The organism is Absicoccus intestinalis (genome assembly GCF_033971885.1).
Lineage (GTDB): Bacteria > Bacillota_I > Bacilli_A > Erysipelotrichales > Erysipelotrichaceae > Absicoccus > Absicoccus intestinalis.
In genome coordinates, this window is the sequence record NZ_JALBUS010000002.1 from 68,738 (window position 1) to 92,525 (window position 23,788).

A 23,788-nucleotide genomic window follows, 5' to 3' on the forward strand; every position below is an offset into this window, starting at 1 on the left:
CTCCTTAGAAATTTGCTCTTAAAATTGTTGCACGAACATTTTGTGCACCACCAAATCCACGTAAGAATACATGTTTAGGCATTTTCTTTACTTGACGTTCGCCAGCTTCACCACGCATTTGTGTAACTGCTTCAAATACATCCGCCATACCAGATGCCGCAAAAGCATGTCCATAAGATGTACGTCCACCATTTGTGTTGACTGGTTTATCTCCGTCATAGGCAAGCCGTCCATCCAACGCATATTTCCATCCTTCGCCCTTTGGCAGATAGCCAATTTCTTCTGCAGCTAAGAATGCACTAGATCCAATGAAGTCATTTACAAATACTAGATCAATATCATCTGGTGTTAAGCCTGTTGCTTCATAGGCTTGTCGCGCTGCTTCAGCGGTTGCTTTCTTCTCTAGATGAGGGACAATTGCATCCAAAACAGAAGCACCCGTAGCCAATACTTCAATTGGTTTATCCGTAAATTGATAAGCAATTTCTGTAGGAACAACAATACAACAAGCAGCTCCATCAGCTACACATGAATCAGAAGATGTTCTTAAATATTGAGTCATTTTTGGATTATGAGGAGATTTCATATATTCCCAAACATCATCATATCCTGCATCTTTTGCTAGTTTATCATAAGGAGTTCTGCGAATTGCTCTTGGACAAAGCTCAGCTGCACGTCTGAAATGGTATGCTTGATGATTTAATACATCATCAATTTGATCGGCTGTTAAATTGTTTTCTTTTGCATAATAGTTGATCCAATCATCATGATTCATTCCTGGTCCACCACCAAGATAACGGCCATAAGCACGATCAAAGATTGAATCCAGATCTGGGAACAATACCTCGGTTGTTAGCGCTGTACGCATATGATCGGGAGTATTTCCATCCGGCATGCCTGTACCTTGTTCCGAACATCCTGTTAAAACAACGTCATACGCACCACTAGCGACTGCAAAGACTGCTTCCTCCAGTGCGATATATCCAGTACAGCATCCTTCAGAATGAGAAATCGATCCTTTACCTCTCATTCCAAACCAATCAGCAACTTGAAGGTTTGGTGTAATACAACCATTTAAAACATGTGGATTGGCTGATCCATGAAAGAAATATTGAACATCTCTAGGTTCAACATGTGCATCTTTCATTGCATCCAAAGCAGCATATCCAAATAATTCACCATTTGTTAATCCTTTATATTGAGGGTTTGTAATACCATTAAAAAATGGAGTAGCTCCAACACCCACAATGGAAACACTTCGCATGTTTTTTCCAACTTTTACATTGTGTACCATATTTTTTCCTCTTACATTTCTTCCATAACATAATCGGCTAAATCACCAATTGTTTTATAATTTCCAAATCTAGCGACTGGAATCATTACATCAAAATCATTTTCAATCGATGCGCTCATTGCCACACGTTGCGTAGAAGCAACACCTAATTCTTTGGCAATATCCGTATTTTCATTAATTTTGGATGCATCCACATTAAATGCCATAGCGGCATATTCGATCATTTTCGCAATTACTTCTTCTCTTGTCATAAATTTTCCTCCTAACGAACTGTGTACAAACAAAATATTTGCGGCCATTTTGTTTGATATCCTTTGATATTCCTATCATATATAAATATATAACCGCTTTCACATCCCAAATTTCCGCATTGAAACGGAAAAATGTTTATGAATAGGACAATTATTTTGCAATTTCGAATGCAAACGAGACAGCTTCTCTAGTCGCAACACTAATAAAATAAGAATTCCATTGAATTGTTTGCACACAATAGGCACTATAATCAATTTCTGGCCATCGATCCGTAAAGCCTGTTCCTTCTAACTTCAAAATACTTTCCATTTTGGTCCATATTTCTGTAAATTTTGAATCTTTTTTACTTACTGGTAATTGTTCCAACATTTCTTTTTGATCATCGTTGAATACTTTTTTTACGGTTGCTTCATGATATTTTCTGATTTTTTCAATATCCACACCCACTTCGCGATCTGCTATAGCCAATACAACGTACTCTTCACTATGAGATAAATTAAAAGCAACATTCCCTGAAGAAAGATAAGGCTTCCCATATTTGTTACATAGAATTTGATTATCTTTATTTATGCCCAAATATTTTTTCAACAAATACCCAGCTGCCAATTCTTGATTTTTTTCTTTCAGCAAAGAAAGAGAACGATATTTTTGAATATACATCGGAGCAATTTGTGATACGATTTCGTCTTTATCTCGAATAATATCGTTAACATTGGCTATAATTATCCTTCCTTTTTTCATGAAAGGCTCTCCCTCTATAAAGTATGATTTTTAAAGAAACGTATTTCTTCTTCATTGCATAGCAGTGCTTCTGGTAAATTTAAATCGGTATGAAAAACGTGCTCTAATTTATGGGTTTTTGAGCTATACATTCGATATTCCATATTGATTCCCTCTTGCGTCAATTTAGAAGCTAAAGAAGCACTATGTATCCGTACAAAGTCATATTGAGCACTCATCACAAATGTATCTGGATAGTCATTGTTAATATACTTTATAAATTCAAAACGATCTATCTTACTAGCATATTCACTTTGTCGTTCATCACTTATTTTTACTTTTTCGATATTCTCCAGATTTAAATAATTTAAAGCCAACATACGCACAAAATCGGTTTTCTTTTCATTAATATGCGTAAAATAAACACCACAATTTAAGGCAATGGCTTCAAAAGGTTGCTTTATAAAAGAAAAAGAAAACAATTTAGCATACTCCGCATTACTACAAGCACAGGCATAAGCCCCTAAAATATGAGCGCCTGCAGAATCCCCAAGTGCAAATATATGATCAATATCCATCAAATAGTTTTGACCATTTTCATAAATCCAATTCATCGCCTCATTTAAATCTTCCATAGGTTTTGGAAAATAAGCACTATCGACAAGATGATAATTGACATTGACCACAACATATCCTTTATCTGCCAATGCTTCACAATAATATCGATACCCTTTTTTATCACCATAAATCCAACCGCCACCATGTACATTCACAAGAACAGGTAAAACTTTACCTTCTAAAGACTGGCATCGATACACATCCAATGTATTCCATATCGAATCTTCACCATATTCAATATTTTCATAACGAATGATGTCTTTTCGATTGGTAATAGATTGATCATAATTTTCTAAACGTTTCTTTTCTCCATCTTCAAAGAGTTCTTTTAACATTTCTATAAATCGGTTCATTGCATTCACCTAAAATATAGGTTTCATAAAAATTATGAAACCCAATATACTTATTGTTTACTGCCTGCTGCACGAACAGCACTAATGACAACATTCCCTTTAATTTCAGAAACAGGTGCACCTCTTGAACAATCACAAACCACTTTATTAAATCCTTGCAACATAGGTCCATATGCATTCGCATGACCAAAAGTTTGAATTAATTTAACGGCTGTATTTCCTACATTCAAATCAGGCCATATCAATACATTTGCTTTTCCTGCTACTTTGCTTTCGCGATTCACTTTTTTGGCAGCTACCTCTGGACGTATGGCTGCATCCAATTGGAATTCACCATCAATAGCTAAATCTGGGCGCTTTTCTTGCGCAATATGCAAAGCTTCAACAACTTTGTCAATCAGTTCTCCTTGTCCACTACCTAGAGTTGAATAGCTGATCATGGCGCATCGTGGTTGCCAATCTAATAAGCTTTTTACTGTATCACACGCTGAAATCGCTATATCTGCTAATTGTTCAGCCGTCGGATTTGTACAAACGGCACTATCTCCCACAGCTAATAAAGAACCTTCACTGCCCTTGTATCCTGGAATATCACAAAGTCCAATACTTGAAATGGTACTGATGCCAGGTTGTAATCCGATAAAAGTTTGGCCAGCTAATAACACTTCCCCCGTTGTATTATCGATTCCCGCAAAAGTAACATCCGCTTCTTCAACGGCTTCCATGATCATCGCAAAATATAATGGATTTTCCATTCTTCGATTCAATGCTTTTTCCTTTAATAAAGCCGTTGGCAATTGAATATATGCTTGAATTAATTTTTTACGATAGTCTTCATCGTGAATATCAATGATGGTAAAAACTTCTGTGTCATATTGTTTTTCTTTACATAAAGCACGAATTTCACTTTCATTTCCTACAAGAATAGGATAAATATAGCCTTCTTTTCCCGTTTCATAAGCGGCTTGTAACATCTTCTCATTACATGCTTCCGGAAAAGCCACTCTTTGAGGATTTAATTTTGCTTCTTCATAAATTGTATCTAAAACACTCATTTTTTTGATTCCTTTCTATTTCACAAAGGCAAATCCTTTAAACTTACGTTGTCCTGTATATTTTTTCACTGTTTCTTTGCCACTTAATACTCGAATAGCACCTGCAGCCATCGCTTCCATTTCAAATTCGCCAGGATATGCACTAACAGGTGCAATCCACTGGCAAGTATCCTTAATTTGTGAAACGAGATCTTCGTTATACACCATTCCACCGCCAAGCAAGATGCCATCTACATTTCCATGTAACACGGTTGCCATAGAGCCAATACATTTCTCAATTTGATAAATCATTGTATTCCATAACATTTCTGCATATGCATCCCCATTTTTTGCTCGATTGCTAACTTCTAAAGCATCTGAAATGCCTAGGTGACTGACAAATCCACCACTTTTTGTACACAATTGACGAACTTCTTTTAAATCTTTTCCTTCACAATATTTTAATAATTCGGCAACACCAATTTCTCCACAACGAGTCGGAGCCATCGGGCCTTCTCCACCGACAATGTCAAAGCCGTCTATCATTTTTCCTTGACGATGTGCAGAAATCGAAATGCCTCCACCAATATGACATACTATAAAGTTACATTCTTCATATTTTCTGCTCATAGACTCTGCGTGGCGTATGGCTGTTTCTTTTAAATTTAAAGCATGAAGATGAATGGTTCGATAAACTCCTTTAATACCTGTCATCCGCGCTAAATCTTGTAACTCATCCACATCTGGAGGATTGACCACAAAAGAAGGAACATTTATTTCTTTCGCATATTCATAAGCCAGTTGAGGTCCTAGTATCGCTGGATGTTGTACACCATTGGCTCCACGAGAAGCATGATCTAAAACTAAGTCATCAATTTCATACGTTCCCCCATCCATGGAGAGTAGTCCTCCACCACGTCCAACAAAAGCATCCACATCGTTTAATGAAATATTGTTTTCTTCTAATAAAGTATCAATTGTTTCTTTACGATACTCAAATTGATCGGAAATGGTTTTATATTCGGCTAATTTATTCGCATCATGGCTCACATTTTTTGAAAATAATTCTTTATCATCTTGAAAAAGGGCTATTTTTGTCGATGTAGAACCAGGATTAATTGTAAAAATTTTATATGATTTCATACATTCTCCTCATTCTTTCTGAAAATATAGGAGGAACAGAATATATAATGTTCCTCCTATTCATTTTCAATTCTGTTTTAAAAAGCTCTTATTGATTTTGATATTTTGCTTCTTCTTCTTTTACAAAATTAGGTTTTGCTAAGAATACGAAGCAAATTAAACCAATAATCATCAAGATCGCTCCACTAATGTAAGGAATACGATAGCTTCCTGTTTTCCCCGCAATCATTGCGAAGAATGCAGGTCCTATAGCACCAACAATTTGAATAATAGGTTGAATAATTCCATAACCATTCGCAAAACTATCACCAAATTCTTCAATACATAAGGAAGCAGGCCAGTTAGCAGCACCACCAACAACGACTCCGATACATGCTAAAGATAACCAAACACAAACCACATTTCCGGCTAAGTTTAATACCATTGCTAAAGCACCAATTACATATGTAGTACAAGCGGCTTTACGGGCACCAATTTTTTGATCAATTAATCCAGAAATATAAGAACCAGGTAAAGCCAATAAACCAGATGCTAACATCATCATACCTGCAGTACGTTCATCGAACCCAATTTCAAGAAGTCTTGGATACAATTGGACCATCAATCCACTCGCAAATAATAATTGTATGCCGAGTGTAATACCATGTACCCAAACTTGAGGTGTTGTTAATAATTTTTTCGTTGTCCAAATACTATCCTTTTTAGTACCCTCTTTTTTCTCTTCATCCACTTCTCTAAATTCACCATTATCCGGTGTAAATCCTTTATCTTTTGGATCATCAGAAATGAATAGAATTAAAATAATAGCTGCAACAGCTGCAATTGCCATAAATGGAAGGAATCCACCAAGAGGTCCCATAGATTTATAACCTGCATTATAAATCATAGCAGCAATACCAGAACATAAAGGAATACCCATGGTAACAATTCCCATCAAAATACCTTTTTTCTTAGGGAACCATTTTGCAATAATGACTGGTGACAATTGATATCCAATCGCACAAGAAATAGCATTCGCAAATACTAAACATACCGCAAACATCCCTAAGTTTGTAGTTACACCTAGTCCAAGCATTGCAACTAAATAAATAACGAAGCAAATTAAACTTAATTTCTTAGCTGAATGTTTTACGGATAATTTACCAAAAACAAATCCAGCAACGATATTTCCTAGACTTCCCAAAGAAATCAAACTGATCAAAAATGTAGCACTCCATCCACGTAATCCGGCTAAAATTCCAGATGCAGAGTTCATGGCACTACCCACTGCTGTAGCGGTAAAGTATGCAAGGAATGCATAAATGATCAACGCCCAGCCTTTTCCATACCCTTTTTTCTTAACTTTTGTGTTTTCCATTATCCTTCTCCTGTTTTAAGTATTCCAAACTTTTATGGCCGCCTTCTCTGTTTGTTATCCTTTACGCTTTTATCATAATTAGTAATGAAATCGTTTTCATTTTCTAAATTTCCTCTTTTTAAAGGAAATTTTTTGAGTATATTTTCTAAATTGTTAATCTTGGTGTTTGCAATTACTTTACATGTTGATTTTCTGTAACTCTCATCTGTATTTTACAGTGGACATCCATCATCATACGCATTGTGATAGAATTCATTTATTTGAAAATCTTTTATATACCGTGCTCAGGGCATAATAAAAGCACAACCTCATTACTTAGATCGTGCTTTTTAAATTTGGTGTTTTATTTTCCAATCCAATCAACCATATGATGCTCTTCCAGCCAATCAAATTCTTCAAGATCTAATTTTTTCCAAGGGCTAGGATTTGCATCTGTAGACATAGGGCAATGCTTATTCAAATAATCTCTTGCTTCTTTTTCATTTGATGGATCGAAACCTAATTTTTTAGTAATGCTTTCTAATGTGATCATTTATCCATATTTCCCCTTTTTCATCTAATATAAGAAAAAGCATCATTCCATCTGATGTGATTGATTTCTTTTAATATATACCAGTAACATTTATATATCAAAAAACCTCATTTCTAGTTGGAAACAAGGTCAATGCATTATATCGATATGAATCATAAAAAAAGTCCCCAGACGAATCTAGGGACAATCTCTGATGAATGGTGGTCTCAGCCGGAATCGAACCAGCGACACAAGGATTTTCAGTCCTTTGCTCTACCGACTGAGCTATGAGACCACATGGTTGCGGGAGAAGGATTTGAACCAACGACCTCCGGGTTATGAGCCCGACGAGCTACCAGACTGCTCTATCCCGCGATGTGACAAATGGCGGAGAAGCTGGGATTCGAACCCAGGCGCCGCGCGAACGACCTACCGGTTTTCAAGACCGGACCCTTCAACCACTTGGGTACTTCTCCAAGGAGATTCTTTTGTATATTGGTGGACCCTGTAGGACTCGAACCTACGACCCGCCGGTTATGAGCCGGATGCTCTGACCAACTGAGCTAAGGGTCCAATTCAACTCGTTGGTGGCTGAGGTGAGACTCGAACTCACGACCTTCCGGGTATGAACCGGATGCTCTAGCCAACTAAGCTACCCAGCCAAAAAAGTTTAAAGAAATGGTCGGGACGGCAGGATTTGAACCTGTGACCCCTTGATCCCAAATCAAGTGCACTACCAAGCTGTGCTACGTCCCGATACTCATTAAAAAATGGCGCGCCCAGTAGGAGTCGAACCCGCAACCTTTTGATCCGTAGTCAAACGCTCTATCCAATTGAGCTATGGGCGCATATTTATTTTTTACACTTATCAGTGCCTTAATAATATAACATAGCCTTTTACTGAATGCAAACATTTTTTAAAAAAACTTTTTTTATTGAAATCCATTTTAAATTATGTTTCAATGTTCATGTAATAGGGAGTAACCGGCAAATATGCACTTATGGCGTCAACCACGAAATTTATTTCCGCTGTAAGTTTAAATGGTGAGACTATTGTATATCTTTTTTGATATACAATGGTCTCACTTTTTTATTCGGGAGGTATCGCATATGAAAGACTATTACTTAGAAAAAAAAGCACAAATAGAAAAAGATCTCAATTCCGGGCCACAAGGCTTATCCGCTGATGAGGCTACTTTACGTTATCAACAATATGGTCCGAATGTCTTAGAAGAATCAAAGAAACAAACAACCTTTCAGGTCTTTATCTCACAATTTAAAGATCTCATGGTCATCATTTTGATCGTGGCTGCTCTGATTTCTGCTTGTATGGGCGATATTGAAAGTACCCTTGTCATTTTGGTCGTCCTTATATTAAATGCTGTACTTGGTACGATCCAACATATCAAAGCAGAAAAATCACTGGCTTCCCTCAAATCCTTATCTTCACCAACCGCAAAAGTCTTTCGCGATGGCCAAATGATTGAAATTCCATCGGAACAAGTCGTACCAGGTGATGTCATGACCATTGAAGCCGGTGATATGGTCGTAGCCGATGGACGTATCCTAGATATTCATTCCCTTCAAGTGAATGAATCGAGCTTGACGGGTGAATCCACCAATGTGGACAAAGCCGATGTTGCATTTGATCATGAAGTCCCTCTTGGTGATCGCTTAAATATGGTCTATTCGGGATCGTTGGTCACTTATGGACGCGCCACGATCCTAGTGACTGGCACCGGCATGGAAACTGAAATTGGTAAAATTGCTTCCTTGATGAATGCCACCAAAGAAAAGCGTACACCACTACAAATCACTTTGGATGACTTTTCTTCTAAACTAGCCATTGTGATCATGATCATCTGTGTCGTGATCTTTGGTATGCAAATATTGCGTGGCCAACCATTGATGGATTCTTTATTGTTTGCGGTAGCCTTGGCAGTTGCTGCGATTCCTGAGGCTTTAAGTTCGATCGTTACGATCGTACAAGCCATGGGAACACAACGAATGGCCAAAGAGAATGCGATCATCAAGAACTTAGCTGCGGTTGAATCGTTGGGATCCGTATCGGTCATTTGCTCCGATAAAACAGGAACTTTGACCCAAAATAAAATGACAGTGGAAGATATATATGTAGGTGATCAAACCTATACAGCGGATACGCTCGATCTTCATAATCAATTGCATCGTTATCTTCTTTATGATGCGGTATTGAACAACGATTCCTCCCTAGTCGATGGTAAAGGAATCGGTGATCCAACCGAATATGCTTTATTGGAAATGTATCGAAAAGTACCTGGTATTCAAATTGATGAAGACACCATTTCATTGACGGAAAGTCAGTTACGTGATGCCTTAGATCGAATGGAAGAAGTTCCATTTGATTCAGATCGTAAACTGATGAGCACAAAATATAAGATCCATGGTGTTTCTACCATTTTGACCAAAGGAGCTGTGGATGTTTTACTCGATCGTTGTCAATCCATTCGTTTGGATGATGGCATTCATCCCATGACACCCGAAAAAAAAGAAAAGATCCTTGCCAAGAATCAAGCTTTTTCCGCATCCGGACTACGTGTACTTGCCTTTGCTTATAAAGAAGACGATGAATCACTTTCCAAAGATACCGAATATGGTTTTACATTCCTAGGTTTGATTTCCGAAATGGATCCACCTCGTGAAGAATCCGTAATGGCCGTTGCACAAGCAAAAAAAGCTGGCATTCGAACAGTTATGATCACAGGGGATCATAAAGTAACGGCAACGGCTATTGCTCGTCGTATTGGTATCTTTGAAGACGGAGATATGGCCGTAACGGGTCTAGAATTGGATGCGATGAGTGAGGCGGAATTGGATCAAAACATCGAAAAGATTTCCGTCTATGCGCGCGTTTCTCCTGAAAACAAAATTCGTATTGTGGAAGCATGGCAGAGAAAAGGTCGTATCGTATCAATGACCGGTGATGGTGTCAACGATGCACCGGCCTTGAAAAAAGCCGATATTGGTGTGGCCATGGGTATTACGGGTACCGAAGTATCCAAAGATGCAGCCAGCATGATCTTAGCAGATGATAACTTTGCGACCATCATCAAAGCCGTTGCGAATGGTCGTACCATTTATGAAAATATCAAAAATGCGATCCTCTATTTATTATCTGGCAATTTATCAGCAATTATTACCGTTGTCTATGCCTCAATCTTAGCTTTGCCAGTACCCTTTAAAGCGGTTCAATTGCTTTTTATCAATTTAGTGACTGACTCCCTGCCTGCCTTGGCCATTGGTATGGAACCAGGCGCTAAAGATATTTTGAATCGAAAACCACGCGATCCAAAAGCCGGATTTATGGACCGTCCCTTTGTTCAAAAATTCAGTATCCAAGGCGCTTTGATTGCTCTGGCTGTCATCGTCGCCTATCAAATGGGTCTACAAACCAGTGCTAATGTAGCTTGTACCATGGCTTTCTCTACCCTGACGTTGGCCCGTTTGTTTCATGGCTTTAATTGCCGCAATGAACATAGTATCTTCCGCTTGGGTTTCAAACACAATTGGTATAGCTTATATGCCTTCTTGTTGGGTGTTTGTTTCTTAAGCTTGATCTTGTTTATACCTGCTTTACATAGCTTATTTTCGGTTACACCATTGACCATGCAACAAACATTATCAATTGGCGGTTTGGCCATTCTCCCAACGCTCTTGATCCAATTGGTCAAGGTTATCAAAGAAAATCAATAAGTATCAAAAAGACCGATGGTTCAAGTACCATCGGCTTTTTTGGGTATTTCTCTTCTTTCCCTTCGTAAAAGAGTTATACGCTACTCCCTATTTATGCGAACTTCCCAGTTTTCCTGCCATACGCTCAGATTTCATGGCTTGAAGATCATCCAGATCAATTTCTTCACTTTCCAATTGGGGCATCATGACTAAGACACCTTGGCAGATAGCTTTTTCATAGGGATACACAATGTATTCGGTATCATCAAATTGGTCAACAACATCGGCTTTCGCAATGACAACTGGCTTATCATTCACATTTGTGATGGGGGCCATATATTCACCACGATAGCCCGAATCAATGACACCTGCTCGTTGTGCCATTCCTTTGGTTCCGGTGGAGCCACGTTCTTTTAAGATCATGACATAATCAGAATCAAAGGCACTAGCTACGCCCAATGGCACCAATTGTGTATGTGCAGGTGCAATTTCTAAATACTCTTGTTCGAAACATGGATACAAATCATAACCTGCATCTTCCCTTCGTTTGGTAGGAATGATTGCTTCTTTTTTCACTTTTGCCCAATATAATTTACTCATTTTTTAACCACTTTCCATATTCTTTGACCAACGCATCCAAAGACCAACGTGCATTGGCCGCCGATGTCGATGGACATGGGATACATTTCAATTCCGGATACGTTTTCTTCATGGTCTGATAACTGACTTGGCCATTACACAAAATTCTTTCTATGGTTGGATATTCTTTTAAAAAAGTCGGAATATCGTTGGGTTCAATGGCCTTGATCGAAGCATCAGCTGAACCAATGCGTTGACAAGAACGACAAGAATCCCAAAGTGCAATTGAATGATCGGCTAATATTTTTTTCTTGTCTTCTAATGTCTCGATAGGTTGTTGATAGATACGAGCCAATACTTTCCAGAAACGATTGGATGGATGGGCATAATGATAGCCTTTTGCCAAACTTTCTACACTCGCAATGGAACCAAGAATCAAGATCGTATCCTGTCCATGAACGACTTGGCCCAAGCCTTCTATTCTTGACATACACCAATCAGATCATAGTTTTTCGCATCGGTCACTTTTACTTGTACAAAACTGCCCAATGGAATATCTTGATTCGCCGTAAAAATCACTTGGCCATCCACTTCATCGGGGGCATCGGCTTGGGATCGACCTCGATAGCGACCACTCAAGGCTTCTTGTTCTTCTACCAATACCTCAACGATAGAGCCAATTTTGGCTTTATTTTTTTCAAAAGAAATCTGTTCCTGTACCTGCATCAACTGGGCAAGTCGTTTGTCCATGATTTCTTGTGGGACTTGACCATTCATACCATACGCTGGCGTATCTTCTTCTTGCGAATAGGTAAAGGCCCCCATTCGATCCCATTGGATTTCTTTCACAAAATCCATCATTTCGTCAAAATCTTCTTGTCTTTCACCAGGGAAACCAACGATCAATGTCGTTCGTAATGTGGCATCCGGGAACATCTGACGAATTTTTTGGGTGATCGCTTTGACTTCTTCATGAGAAGAGCGACGATTCATGCGTTTCAACATGCGAGTCGATGCATGTTGCGTAGGAATATCAAAATAAGGAACGACCTTTTTACTTTCTTTCATCGCAACCAATACATCATCCACAATTTCATCGGGATACATATATAAGATCCGGATCCAATGGAACCCCGGAATTTTATCGATTTTCCGAATCAGGTCTCCTAGCTTATATTCACCATAATTATCCAATCCATATTTCGTGGTATCCTGCGCAATTAGGGTCAATTCTTTTACCCCAATGGAAGCTAGGAAAGTCGCTTCTTTCACGATATCTTCCATCGTCCGTGATTTTTGTTCACCCCGAATCAAAGGAATGGCACAATACGCACAATGATTGGAACATCCATCACTGATCTTGATGTACGCTTGCCAAGGATTTCCCGTCAACACACGCTCACTTTTTGAAATCAAGGATTGATCCCCTTGACCAAGAAGAGGACGTAGGCGATCGGCTAATTTATCATAATCCCGAATCGGAATGATCGCATCGACTTCTGGAATTTCTTGTTCCAACACTTCTTGATATCGTTGAGCTAGACACCCACACACGATCAATTTTTTTAATCCCTTTTCTTTATATTTTGCCATCTCAAAAATCGTTTGGATCGATTCTTCTTTGGCCGAAGCAATAAAGCCACAGGTATTGACAACAATGGCTTCCGCTTGTTTCGAATCCGGTACAATTTCATGGCCTTCACTTTTCAACATGGCCATCATATTTTCAGAATCAATCAGATTTTTGGCACATCCCAAAGATACAAATCCAATTTTCATTCTTTGTCATCCTTTCTACGATAGACCATGCGTCCTTCTAAGGCAAAGACACGCGGGCCAAATTTACCAGGTTCCGTGGTTTCTTGGCTTGCACGCATCATAAATAAACGGGCATCCAAATCATCAATGATCGATAAAACTTCAGCTTCCGGGATCATGGGTGAAACGGGCGAACCAAATTCTTGTTTGCCATGATGCGATAAGATCATATGTTTCAATAATAAAATCGATTCTTCTTTTTCTTTTCCTAATTCATGAGCCACTTCATCGATGCAACAATTCATGATGCTGATATGACCCAATAGGTTTCCTTGTGCCGTATATTCTGGCAAGACAGGTTCAGAAAATTCCACGATCTTGCCCACATCATGCAACAGAGTGCCACTAATCAATAGATCACGATCTAAATATGGATATTGATTGGCAATTTGGTCTGCCAAACGCGCCATGCTTAACGAATGGTAAGCCAATCCACCGACAAAATTATGATGATTCCGCGTAGCTGCTGGATAGGTATAGTAATCCTTTTGATACCGCGAAATGATCGTTTCCGTTACCAATTTTAACGTTTCATTTTTCATCGAAGATATGTATTCATGCACTTTTCGCTGCATTTCACTTGCTTTCATAGGTGCCTTGCGAACATAGTCCGTGATATTTTCTTCGGGATGCTCAATCAATTTTTGGATACGAAATTGTAAGGCATTGCGATATAAGATCACATCACCCATGGCTTCTACGACCATGCCCACTTTATATTGATTGGCTTGTTCTTCGGTCAGGTTCCAGAATTTGGCATCCATGACTCCACTTGCGTCCTCTAAGACCATGTTTAAATACGGTGTTCCTTTATTGGTCTTGCTTTGATCACATTTAGAAATCATACACAAGATCTTATATTTTCCTGCATCTTTTATATCTTTAATCATTTATTTCCTCCAAGGCATTTTCTATTTGCGAAGCCGTGAATCCCCTTCGCATACAATACAAACGCACTTTCTGTAATTTCTCATTTTCATCCAGTGCCTTATTTCCATATAACCGTTTGGCTTTGGCAACCGCTTGTTTTAAAGCTTCGTTTTCATCGGTATCAATTTCAATCGATTCACCAACGCGATGCGCAATATCTACAGAATAACCTTTTTTGATCAATTTGTTGGTCAGGCTTTGTCGCATCATACGTTCCGATTGCGCTTTGATGCCTTTTAATAAGCGCTTCGCCATTTCGGTGGCATTCACTTCTTCATCCGTATCGGACAATTGATCCAAGGCTTGTTCCAACAATTCACCACGAATCCCTGCTTTTTCCAATTTTTTGCGGATCATTAATTTATTTTGCCCATAACTATGCCAGACCAAAGCTTTTTCCATCGCATATTGTCGATCATTGATCAAGCGTGCATCTTCAAAATTACGCACGATCGAGCGACTGGTTTCAGCATCTAAGTTGAGTCGTCTTTGACAATACTGCAAAATTTCATAACTCGAATAATCCGCTTTGGACAAATGTCTTTGCACCTTAATGACGGATTCGTAATAACTTTGCATATTGATATAATTCTCAACGGTATAAGCATCTAGAATCGTATTGACAGACACTTTCAGATCAAAGAAATCATCATCTGGAATCTTGATCTTGATGACTTCTTCATCTTGTTTGCGTTTCACATTTAATTGGACAAAATCACTCTGCAAGAAATCAATCTTAACAACTTGATAAGCCATATGATAATCATCCATAGCTTGTTGATAAACCGCTAAAACTTTCTGCGCAAACAATTCGGTATCATAGGCTTTTGTTTTGGCTTCACACAGCGGGGTCATCGCTTTCCGTTTGGATGTCGATTGACTAAAGAAAACTTCCCATTTTTGAGCCAATTCGTTAGCATCATCAAAATAATAGCCGGTCACACCTTCGTCAATGAGGCCATCTAAGACTTCATCTCGACGGCCAAATACGGGCAGTCCTGTAGCCAAAGCTTCTAAATAGGTCATGCCTTGGGTTTCTGATAAGGATGCCGAAACGAAACAATCAAAGGCGGCATAATAATAGGGAATCTTTTCTTTGGCGATCTTGCCTGTAAAATGGACACGATCACGAACGCCTAAGGTATCGGCTAATTCATGATAATATTTTTCATCGGTTCCAGCCCCAACGATCACTAGCTCCAACAAGGGATCTTTTGAAAGGGCCAAGGCTTCAATCGGCATTTCAATGCATTTTTCTTTCGCTATACGCCCCACAAAAACAACCGCATGATGATCCGCTGGAATCTGCACCGATTGCCGTACCGCCTTTATTTTTTCAGGGTCTAGATTCGACATCTTATATTCACTCAGATCAATGCCCGTAGGCACAATATAGATCGGGGTCGTGACCCCATAAGACATTAAGGCTTTCTTGGTCTTATTGCTTGGCGCAATCACCGCCATCGGTCCATTACCGGCTACTTTCGATAGAAAACGAACAATTCGTTTCGTGGTATGATCGACCGATTCAATTTCTCGTGGATTGACATAATGAACATAATCTTCATACAGTGTATGATAGGTATACACCAAAGGGATATTATATTTTTTAGCCATTTGTCGAGCAAAGAGACCAATACCAATTTCGGTATGCACATGAATGATATCCAAATTCATTTTACGAATATAGTTTTCACCCATGACTTGAATGGGACTGGAAATCTTATATCCATACATCTTTTTCCATTCAATGCCTGGTAAATGCAGGATATGATTTTTTTCATCGTATTCAATGGTCATCCCTTTATGGTTTGAAATCACAAAAACGGTGTGTCCTAGTTTTTCCAGGGCGCCTTTTAAAGTCGCTACACTAGAGACAACACCATTGATATCAGGTAAATAAGCATCGGAAAATAGGCCTATGCGCATTAGGATACCTCCTTTTTCGTTTGTCGATCATAATAGTTGCGCATGATGATGAAGATAATTGCGCCAATAAGAACGACAACATGATACGTAGAGAATCGCCACAAGATCATGACCGCGCCCGTTAGAGAACCCATCAATCCTCGAAATAATAAGGTGAAAACCACTTCAGTTCCACCACTGGCTCCGGGAATGGGGATAAAACTATTGGCGATGATCACAAAACTAGAAAGTGCGATCACATCCAATAATTTATTGATCGGAATGGAAATATGCAAAGCCCACGCAATCGCATAAGGCAACGAATACAAAAGGGTCAGACGAACAACGTTGATCAGTGTGCATAAAATGATGCGTCGTTTATCTTGCGATAGGGTTTTTGCTTCTTTGGTGAATTGGGTCACCTGAATGGTCCAAGACTCCACAATGTGTTCTGGGTCTTTGATAAATTTGAATCGTCCCATGAATTTCGCAAGTTTCCCGGTCAGACGAATATAAAGCTTAGGAAAGAGCGCAATGGTATACAATACAAGGATCACGATCAAATTGATCAAGTAGCCTAAAAAAATGATACGAAACCAGCCACTTTGACTTCGATAATAGGCATATCGCAAGATAAATAGAATAGTTACATAAATCATCATCGTGGTTTGATAGATAATAAAGTCAGCCCATAAAATACTGGCGGAATCACTCACTTTGATTCCTTGTTTCTTCATGATATAGACTTGACCAAATTGACCACCCGTACTGCTTGGCGTAATGCCGGCAAAGAAAGCCCCCACAAACGCAACCGCAACGCCATCTTTCACGGAATATTTTTGAATATATTTCCTCCCTAATACCACATAAACAAGTCCCCATACAATCGTAAAGAGGGCACCCCATAGTAGCACGATCAAAAGGGAGAAGATATTCATGGAAGCAATGGCATGCACGATGATAGTAAAGTTGTCTTTTAACGCAAAGTATAGAGCAATTCCCGTAATGGATAAAACTAATAGAATGTTCCATACATATTTATGATTTTTCATAGTCGTTCCTATTTATACTTCTTTTCTTTATATGCATCGACATAAAATTTTCGCCACATGTCTAAAACATGTTCTTTCGAATAATAGTCGCTGATTGCTTGTGAATCAGCTTGTGCACTGCGATAGATACTTGGTTCATCGTGTAGATTCTTAAGAATCTTGGCAAATGTATCGTTATCATTGCCACGCAGATAATGGTCAAACAAAATATCTTTGTAGAGATCTAGATCACGTAAAACCAAAGGAATGCTTAGATTGACTGCTTCTAAGATGGTCATTGGAAACAATTCATTATAGCTTGGCATAAAAAGGACATCCGCCATATTATAAAGGTCAACCATGTCTTCGCGTGGTACGATACCTAAAAAATGCACATTTTTGGGCGGATGTGCCTGTACTTCTTTCAATTCTTCATAGCCATCCGTAATTTTCCCAAACGAAAATCCTCCTGCCCAAACGAATTGATAGTCTGGACATTTTTTTGCCACTTCCACAAAGTCCAATACGCCTTTACGGGTTTGTACTTGTCCAGCATCAAATACGATAAAATCATTGGCTTGAAAGCCATATTTTTGACGAATTTGATTCCGTTGCTCCATGGGTTTTAAATAAAATTGTTCCTTAGAAACAAAGTTAGGAATATAGTAAATCTTTTTACGATCAATGCCATAGGCAACCAAATCATCTATAAAGCTTGGATTCACAACGACCAAGCGATCAGCACTCTTATAAAATTGAACCACGTATTTACTAAAAACAGTAAAGGCAACGCCAGGGAGTTGTAAGCTGCCTTCTAGTGTATCGGGTAAAAAATGACAATAGGCAATATTTACACAACGATGATCATGCATTTTCACAAAAAATTGGGGATCTACCGTATGAAAGTGTTGAATATCGCTTCGATGTTTCCAATCGTTGATACGGACATCAAAAAGGTCAGACGCTCCTTCTTTGACCAAGCGTACCTGTTCTTTATAAGCGCTACCTACACCTTGTCCAGCTACTTTATCGGCACTGGAATACATCGTAATGGATAATTTTTTCATATATACACCTTCTAGGCACTATTATATCAATACCATATTCCTATAGTCAAAAAAAGACATAGCTTCGCTATGTCATCGCTATTTATTCTCTTTTCCTTGATACAAATCAATTTTGGCAAGCAATCCTTTCCGTCCATTTCGATAGGAAATAAAGGACAAGACCATTAGTATCAAAAAGACAATGGAACCAATCAAACCAATCCATCGAAAGTCCGTTTTAAGTCCCGGACCTATATTTGGCAGGAATGCGTCATTTGTCACGTAAGCACCCCAAATATATAAAATGACGAAAATAACTAATAAAATGGTTTCCCATCGAATGATTCTTCGAACGCGTTTCAACATGGCATTTTCTTGATCAATAATACTTGCCAGTTGCTCTCTTTCTTTATGTGATAACTTACTCATCTGATCACTCCTTTGTTTAAGAAAAAAAAGCAGAGGCTAAAGCCTCCGCTTTGCATATCGTTAAAGATTAACCTAAGATTCCGATTACAGATCCAACGAATCCGATGACTACGAACAACAATAATACTTTAACAGCAGACATACCTTTCTTAGCTTGTAAGAACCAAGCCAACAATACGAATGCACAAGTTAATAGTTTAGGGAACGCACCATCTAAACGAGAGATCAATGTAACATCAGCACCAGTTGAGTCTTTTGCGATTACCAATGGAGATGAAACAGTTACCCAAGAAGCAGCCATTGCACCAACGATTACTTGTCCTAAAACCATTACAGATTCACGGAATGCAGTCGCTTTATCACCAACTAATACATCAACAGCAGAACCACCAAGTTCGTAACCTTTTTTGAAGACAAATTTTTCAAATAAGATTTCCGTTACATTCCAAACGATGATATAGAATAGAGGACCAATTGGAGATCCACCTTCAGCTAATCCTAATGCGATACCAAGTAAGATAGGGATATATGTACCAACGATCAAAGAATCACCGATACCGGCAAGAGGTCCCATCAAACCTGCACGAATAGAGTTAATGAATTCATCATCGATTTCTTCAGCACCGTTTGCACGAGCTTCTTCCAAACCACAAGTAATACCAACAACGATACCACCAATTTGAGGTTCAGTATTGAAGAATGGAGTATAAGCTTGCATAGCCTTTACTTGATCTTCATGACTTGAGTAAAGATCTTTAATTGGAGCAAGCATAGCCCACATGTAACCAAATGTCTGCATGTGTTCTTGTGAGAAACATGTTAAGTTTCCATACCACCAACGCCAGAATGCGGTATTTAACGCCTTTTCAGAGATTTTTTTCTTTTCAGCCATGATTAAATATCCTCCTCATCGTCGTCAGCACCACTAGCGCCAGCGCCAGCTTCTAACAATTCAATCTTATTCATTGCCATCTTGTAGTCGATCAATGCGAATACACCACCAACTGCTGTAGCGGCTAACAATGTCAATCCCATAGAAGCTGCCAATGCGAATCCAAACATGAAGTAGATCAAGTCAGAATTCTTAGTGATTACAGACTTCAACAAGATAGAGATACCTACAGCTGGTAAAACAGCACCAACAGTTAAGATAGCCTTGACGTACCATACAGAAGTATTTAAGTTGTTGAATACTTCTTCTACGGCACCTGAACCATAGTAGCAAAGTAATGTAACTGGAATAAATGAAATGACGATATTTGTGATCCAAGGCAGTAAGGCATCTACTTTACCGACACATTCAATATTTCCTTTTTCAATTTGAGCCCAGCCCCAGTGTTGCCAGATCAAGTTCATCATTGCTGTTAAATAGAACAATGTGATACCGATAACACCAGTCATAGCAGAAATAGAAGATGCTAATCCTTGCGCTTCTTTTCCACCAAAATCCATACCTGCAGCACGAGCACCTACATAAGCCAATGGAATACCAATATAAGAAACGGCACGCAAGTCAGATGCGACGGTTCCACCTGGAGTAACCAAAGCGATCCACATAACTTGCATTGGCATTGAAATTAGGATACATCCACGAAGATCGCCGAAGACGATTCCCAATAACAAACCAGCAACTAGTGGACGGTTCATCGTATAGTTACCGATAGTAGTACCGGCCATGGCAGGTGTAGAAGCAGCTAACATACTCAAAATACCAATAATAATAGCTTGAAATAAAGTCATACTCTTCTCTCCTTTAAACCTTATACTTTATTTATCTAAATGCTTACTAGAAGCTGCCTTCTTCTAGTAACCAAATTTAGATCTAAATTTATCCCAAGTACCAATTGAAGTTTCTTTAACCAATGCGAATTCAACTTCGTAACCAGCTTTTGTGATGGCTTCTAGTGCATCCGCTTCTTCTTGAGTGATACTTTGGTTGTTACCAAGTTTTGTAGCACCGGGACGATCATTACATGGTCCAATGATGATACGTTTTACATTGCTTGGTACAAATTTGTGATCAACTAAGATCTTCTTCATATCGATTGGATTCTTAGTGATCAAGAAATAGTTTTTCTTAGAATTCAATACTTTCTCTTGTACATCTAAGAAATGTTCCATCGTCCAAACAAAGACTTTCTTATCTGTACTAGCCTGGAAAGATTTTTTCAAAACAGGCGTAGTTGCAGCTTTGTCATTCACCGCAATAATACCATCACAAGGGTATTCTTTTGACCATCTTGTGACAACTTGACCGTGAATGATACGATCATCCACACGTACGAAACTAATCATTATATTATTCCTCCTTTAGTTTCTATCCAGACGTTCTATGATCTATGAAACGTCCTTACCAAATTTTATTAAATATCGTCGTCTTGATCAGCATCGTCGTCTACTGTAAAACGAGTCAATCCTGAACGACCTTCACTCAACAATGTTTCTGCTAAAGCATCAAAATCATCGAAATTGTCTTTCATCAAAACAGCCGTGATTGCCATTGGCATGTTCATTCCTGCTAATACCAATGTATTTCCCATCAAGCCGCGTTCTGAAAGTACATTCAATGCATTGGTGAATGGAGATCCACTTAAGATATCAGCCAATAAAATAATTTGATCATCATCCTTGATATCTTTTGTTAGTGTCTTGAAGTTTTCTGCAAATTCATCGGCACTCATTCCGTCTTTCAAACTTGTAGAAAGAACATCATCGCGATCACCAGTCATCATTTTGACAGCTGAATGTAAACCAGGTGCGAACTCACCATGACTTACCATAATTACATATTTCATTGTTTCGTCCTCCGTCTTATTACTCCTCCATGTTAACATGGTTTGTAACCTCTTTCAATCATTTGTTCACATAATTTACCATAATTCATCAAGGGATGTATACAAATGATCAAATACTGTTCATGCGTCAAGATACTTCGATAATTTCCGGTATTTCTTTAACGATGGCTTTATCTTCTTCGGAAAAAGGATTTGTTACTAAAGTATCGATATCTCTAAAATTACAAAACGCAAAAGAAGCTTTCTTCTTAAATTTAGAACCATCCATTGCTACAATTGATTTTTTTGACTGGACAATAACATGTTTTTTGATATTGATCTCATTGTACGAAAGAATCGTAAATCCATGAGCATTCGCAATCCCATCGCTACCAAGAATAGCGAGATCAAAAGTGATTTCATCAATAGCTTCAACGACACGATGGCCATGGGTCCGTAAACCGATATTCGTAACGGGTCCACCTAAAAAGATCGTATGGATATCCATCAATGCAGTTTGATAAGCCACGGGTATGCTATTGGTCACGACCGTGATGCCATGTTTGGTTGCCAAAACGGGCACTCCCAATAACACCGTAGATCCCGAATCCAAAAAGATGACTTGATTATCTTCTACCAAGTGCATAGCACGAATACCCACAACTTTTCGATCTGTTTCATTTTCTTTTTCACGCCATTGAAGGGGTGATTCTTCTAATTCAGAAAGACTTCGCGCATAGCCATGTTCACGAACAACACGACGTTGCTTTTCGAGATCGACTAGATCCGTTCGCAATGTTTCCGTCGTGACATCGAGCTGATCAGCGAGATCTTTGATGCGCATGCGACCATTATCAACCAACAACTGATAAATCTGATTTTGTCGTATCTCTTTTTTCTTTGACATTTCTGTCTCTCCCCTTGCAAAGCAAAATTATTATATCATTTTTTCTTATTTTACCAAATTTTTTACAAATTTATTGTTCTTCCCCAATGATTCGATACTGGAAATCTACTAGTTCCACCAAATAAATCTTTCACGATTTAATTATCTCCTATTTCTTCTTTTCCCTATCATTCCAAAGTAATATTTCTATTATCTTTTACCATACCAAATTTTTTTGTTGTTTTTTTTTTTAATATTCAAATAATCACATTGCATTTTATTTTTAAAATACAATAATGAAGATGGGACAACAAATCTGGAATTCCACACGTACAGAAATATCCATCCAGATATGTAAGTCCCCTTTTTTTAAATAAAAGTTATATATATCAATAAATGCCAGAGTTTTAGCCAAAAATGCCAGTTTATTGTAAATGAGAAGATTCCTGTTATTATATAAGTACAAAAAGAAATCGATGCATACGAAGAGGAGAAATCTTCGTTTACATCCATTTGTTCGCACACAGTACAAAATAAAATCATTTGAAAAGGGAAAATGGTAAGAAGAAATCTTCTGAAAAAAGCTGTTTCAAATGAAAAAAAGGCATTCAATAAGAAGATACATGAGAAGAGAGATCCAAATGGAAAGAAATCTTCAATAGAGGTATGTTTGGAGAATCGATGTACTAAAAAAATCATTTAAAAGAAAATAGTGGTAAGAATGGAAAGGATTCTGAAAAAATCGTTTTAAATGAGAATTGATGGAAATATAATAAAAAAAATGAATGCGAAGAGAAAACATAATAATAATAATAATAATAATACAAATCTTCAATAAAGGTCATTTTTGAAAGAGTATGGAAATCAAGTGTGAGGGTCAGAAAACATCCAAGAAGGGTGAAAGGGTATAAAAATAAGGTATACGGAAAACAAATAACCCACGAACAAATGGCATATTAAAAGAGCTAACAGATAACGTTAGCTCTTTTTAGTGAAATACGAATTTAATCAAGACAAATACAGCTAAACCAACAACCAATGGAACAATAAAAACCAATTGATAGTCACGAACAACTTCTTTCGATAATTCATTCCAACGGGCTTCATTGAACCAATAGTCCTTTTTATCTTCACTTTGCATAATGACGCCTTGATCAATCAAATTAGCCATCGTATACGAAATCGTTGAAGTTGATAAAGGCAAATCCTTAAATGCATCGATTTGTACAGCTCGCTTGGGGCTGAAAGCCTTATGTTTACGAAATACATTGATCACAGCTTCACTAGCGGTACGCCCACTATTTCGCTTCTTCATTTTTTCTTCTCGATCAAGAATCTTTTGCATCGTTGGCGTAACTTGCGGTGTTTCCTGCTTTTTAGTATCCTTAGCCATA

General features: G+C 38.3%; 23 protein-coding genes and 7 tRNA genes. 1 reads left to right on the forward strand and 29 read right to left on the reverse strand.

What is annotated here, in order from left to right; all coding sequences use genetic code 11:
- Window positions 1-4: 4 nt before the first annotated feature.
- From MOZ64_RS01475 to MOZ64_RS01545, 15 genes are all read right to left on the reverse strand, one after another.
- Window positions 5-1,294: a thiolase family protein gene (locus MOZ64_RS01475; protein ID WP_320324854.1), complete on the reverse strand. Its 1,290-nt coding sequence runs from the start codon at window positions 1,292-1,294 to the stop codon at window positions 5-7.
- An 11-nt stretch (window positions 1,295-1,305) separates the two neighbouring features.
- Window positions 1,306-1,545, reverse strand: a complete 240-nt coding sequence (locus MOZ64_RS01480; protein ID WP_320324855.1) for an acyl carrier protein — start codon at window positions 1,543-1,545, stop codon at window positions 1,306-1,308.
- Between the two features lie 151 nt (window positions 1,546-1,696).
- Window positions 1,697-2,287 (reverse strand): 4'-phosphopantetheinyl transferase family protein, encoded by a 591-nt coding sequence (locus MOZ64_RS01485; protein WP_320324856.1) that lies wholly within the window; start codon window positions 2,285-2,287, stop codon window positions 1,697-1,699.
- Between the two features lie 14 nt (window positions 2,288-2,301).
- Window positions 2,302-3,237 carry an alpha/beta hydrolase gene (locus MOZ64_RS01490; RefSeq protein ID WP_320324857.1) on the reverse strand — a complete coding sequence of 312 codons (936 nt, stop codon included), beginning with the start codon at window positions 3,235-3,237 and terminating at the stop codon, window positions 2,302-2,304.
- Between the two features lie 50 nt (window positions 3,238-3,287).
- Window positions 3,288-4,292 carry a phosphate acyltransferase gene (locus tag MOZ64_RS01495; protein WP_320324858.1) on the reverse strand — a complete coding sequence of 335 codons (1,005 nt, stop codon included), beginning with the start codon at window positions 4,290-4,292 and terminating at the stop codon, window positions 3,288-3,290.
- Between the two features lie 15 nt (window positions 4,293-4,307).
- Entirely contained in the window at window positions 4,308-5,414 is a 1,107-nt protein-coding gene (gene buk / locus MOZ64_RS01500; protein ID WP_320324859.1) for a butyrate kinase, read from the reverse strand.
- Between the two features lie 88 nt (window positions 5,415-5,502).
- A complete protein-coding gene (locus MOZ64_RS01505) occupies window positions 5,503-6,771 on the reverse strand; it encodes an MFS transporter (protein ID WP_320324860.1) in 1,269 nt (422 codons plus the stop codon).
- Window positions 6,772-7,114: 343 nt separating this feature from the next.
- On the reverse strand, window positions 7,115-7,303 hold the full coding sequence (locus tag MOZ64_RS01510) for a hypothetical protein (RefSeq protein ID WP_320324861.1): 189 nt from the start codon (window positions 7,301-7,303) through the stop codon (window positions 7,115-7,117).
- Between the two features lie 198 nt (window positions 7,304-7,501).
- Window positions 7,502-7,577: transfer RNA gene (locus MOZ64_RS01515), tRNA-Phe, on the reverse strand.
- 3 nt (window positions 7,578-7,580) lie between these two features.
- A tRNA-Met gene (locus MOZ64_RS01520) sits at window positions 7,581-7,657 on the reverse strand.
- 10 nt (window positions 7,658-7,667) lie between these two features.
- Window positions 7,668-7,758: transfer RNA gene (locus MOZ64_RS01525), tRNA-Ser, on the reverse strand.
- A gap of 20 nt (window positions 7,759-7,778) precedes the next feature.
- Window positions 7,779-7,855, reverse strand: a tRNA-Ile gene (locus MOZ64_RS01530).
- 12 nt (window positions 7,856-7,867) lie between these two features.
- Window positions 7,868-7,944 (reverse strand) — tRNA-Met (locus MOZ64_RS01535).
- A gap of 17 nt (window positions 7,945-7,961) precedes the next feature.
- Window positions 7,962-8,038, reverse strand: a tRNA-Pro gene (locus tag MOZ64_RS01540).
- Window positions 8,039-8,053: 15 nt separating this feature from the next.
- Window positions 8,054-8,130, reverse strand: a tRNA-Arg gene (locus MOZ64_RS01545).
- Between the two features lie 262 nt (window positions 8,131-8,392).
- Between MOZ64_RS01545 and MOZ64_RS01550 the strand changes: the two genes are divergently transcribed.
- Window positions 8,393-11,014, forward strand: coding sequence for a cation-translocating P-type ATPase (locus MOZ64_RS01550; protein WP_320324862.1), 2,622 nt, complete (start codon window positions 8,393-8,395; stop codon window positions 11,012-11,014).
- An 87-nt stretch (window positions 11,015-11,101) separates the two neighbouring features.
- Here the strand turns inward: MOZ64_RS01550 and MOZ64_RS01555 are convergent, their stop codons facing one another.
- The 14 genes from MOZ64_RS01555 to MOZ64_RS01620 all read right to left on the reverse strand — a co-directional run bounded on the left by MOZ64_RS01555 (window position 11,102) and on the right by MOZ64_RS01620 (window position 23,787).
- Window positions 11,102-11,593, reverse strand: a complete 492-nt coding sequence (locus MOZ64_RS01555; RefSeq protein ID WP_320324863.1) for a dCTP deaminase/dUTPase family protein — start codon at window positions 11,591-11,593, stop codon at window positions 11,102-11,104.
- A complete protein-coding gene (locus MOZ64_RS01560; protein WP_320324864.1) occupies window positions 11,586-12,062 on the reverse strand; it encodes a DNA-deoxyinosine glycosylase in 477 nt (158 codons plus the stop codon). Before MOZ64_RS01560 ends, MOZ64_RS01555 begins: the two co-directional genes overlap by 8 nt.
- Window positions 12,050-13,351, reverse strand: coding sequence for a 30S ribosomal protein S12 methylthiotransferase RimO (rimO, locus tag MOZ64_RS01565; protein WP_320324865.1), 1,302 nt, complete (start codon window positions 13,349-13,351; stop codon window positions 12,050-12,052). Before rimO ends, MOZ64_RS01560 begins: the two co-directional genes overlap by 13 nt.
- Complete coding sequence (locus MOZ64_RS01570; RefSeq protein ID WP_320324866.1) at window positions 13,348-14,280, reverse strand: 3'-5' exoribonuclease YhaM family protein; 933 nt, start codon at window positions 14,278-14,280, stop codon at window positions 13,348-13,350. Before MOZ64_RS01570 ends, rimO begins: the two co-directional genes overlap by 4 nt.
- Window positions 14,273-16,249, reverse strand: coding sequence for a glycosyltransferase (locus MOZ64_RS01575; protein WP_320324867.1), 1,977 nt, complete (start codon window positions 16,247-16,249; stop codon window positions 14,273-14,275). The genes MOZ64_RS01570 and MOZ64_RS01575 overlap by 8 nt, the downstream gene beginning before the upstream one ends.
- Entirely contained in the window at window positions 16,249-17,280 is a 1,032-nt protein-coding gene (locus tag MOZ64_RS01580; RefSeq protein ID WP_320324868.1) for a lysylphosphatidylglycerol synthase transmembrane domain-containing protein, read from the reverse strand. The genes MOZ64_RS01575 and MOZ64_RS01580 overlap by 1 nt, the downstream gene beginning before the upstream one ends.
- Window positions 17,281-17,288: 8 nt before the next feature.
- The gene (locus tag MOZ64_RS01585; protein WP_320324869.1) at window positions 17,289-18,326 is read right to left on the reverse strand and encodes a glycosyltransferase family 4 protein; all 1,038 of its coding nucleotides are present in this window, start codon (window positions 18,324-18,326) and stop codon (window positions 17,289-17,291) included.
- 78 nt (window positions 18,327-18,404) lie between these two features.
- Entirely contained in the window at window positions 18,405-18,734 is a 330-nt protein-coding gene (locus MOZ64_RS01590) for a hypothetical protein (RefSeq protein WP_320324870.1), read from the reverse strand.
- 67 nt (window positions 18,735-18,801) lie between these two features.
- Window positions 18,802-19,626 (reverse strand): PTS system mannose/fructose/sorbose family transporter subunit IID, encoded by an 825-nt coding sequence (locus tag MOZ64_RS01595; RefSeq protein WP_320324871.1) that lies wholly within the window; start codon window positions 19,624-19,626, stop codon window positions 18,802-18,804.
- A gap of 2 nt (window positions 19,627-19,628) precedes the next feature.
- Window positions 19,629-20,474, reverse strand: a complete 846-nt coding sequence (locus MOZ64_RS01600; RefSeq protein WP_320324872.1) for a PTS sugar transporter subunit IIC — start codon at window positions 20,472-20,474, stop codon at window positions 19,629-19,631.
- A 63-nt stretch (window positions 20,475-20,537) separates the two neighbouring features.
- Window positions 20,538-21,029 carry a PTS sugar transporter subunit IIB gene (locus tag MOZ64_RS01605; protein ID WP_320324873.1) on the reverse strand — a complete coding sequence of 164 codons (492 nt, stop codon included), beginning with the start codon at window positions 21,027-21,029 and terminating at the stop codon, window positions 20,538-20,540.
- Between the two features lie 68 nt (window positions 21,030-21,097).
- Window positions 21,098-21,529 (reverse strand): PTS sugar transporter subunit IIA, encoded by a 432-nt coding sequence (locus MOZ64_RS01610; protein ID WP_320324874.1) that lies wholly within the window; start codon window positions 21,527-21,529, stop codon window positions 21,098-21,100.
- 127 nt (window positions 21,530-21,656) lie between these two features.
- The gene (locus MOZ64_RS01615; RefSeq protein WP_320324875.1) at window positions 21,657-22,415 is read right to left on the reverse strand and encodes a DeoR/GlpR family DNA-binding transcription regulator; all 759 of its coding nucleotides are present in this window, start codon (window positions 22,413-22,415) and stop codon (window positions 21,657-21,659) included.
- Window positions 22,416-23,382: 967 nt separating this feature from the next.
- Window positions 23,383-23,787, reverse strand: a complete 405-nt coding sequence (locus MOZ64_RS01620; RefSeq protein WP_320324876.1) for a hypothetical protein — start codon at window positions 23,785-23,787, stop codon at window positions 23,383-23,385.
- Window position 23,788: the final 1 nt, after the last annotated feature.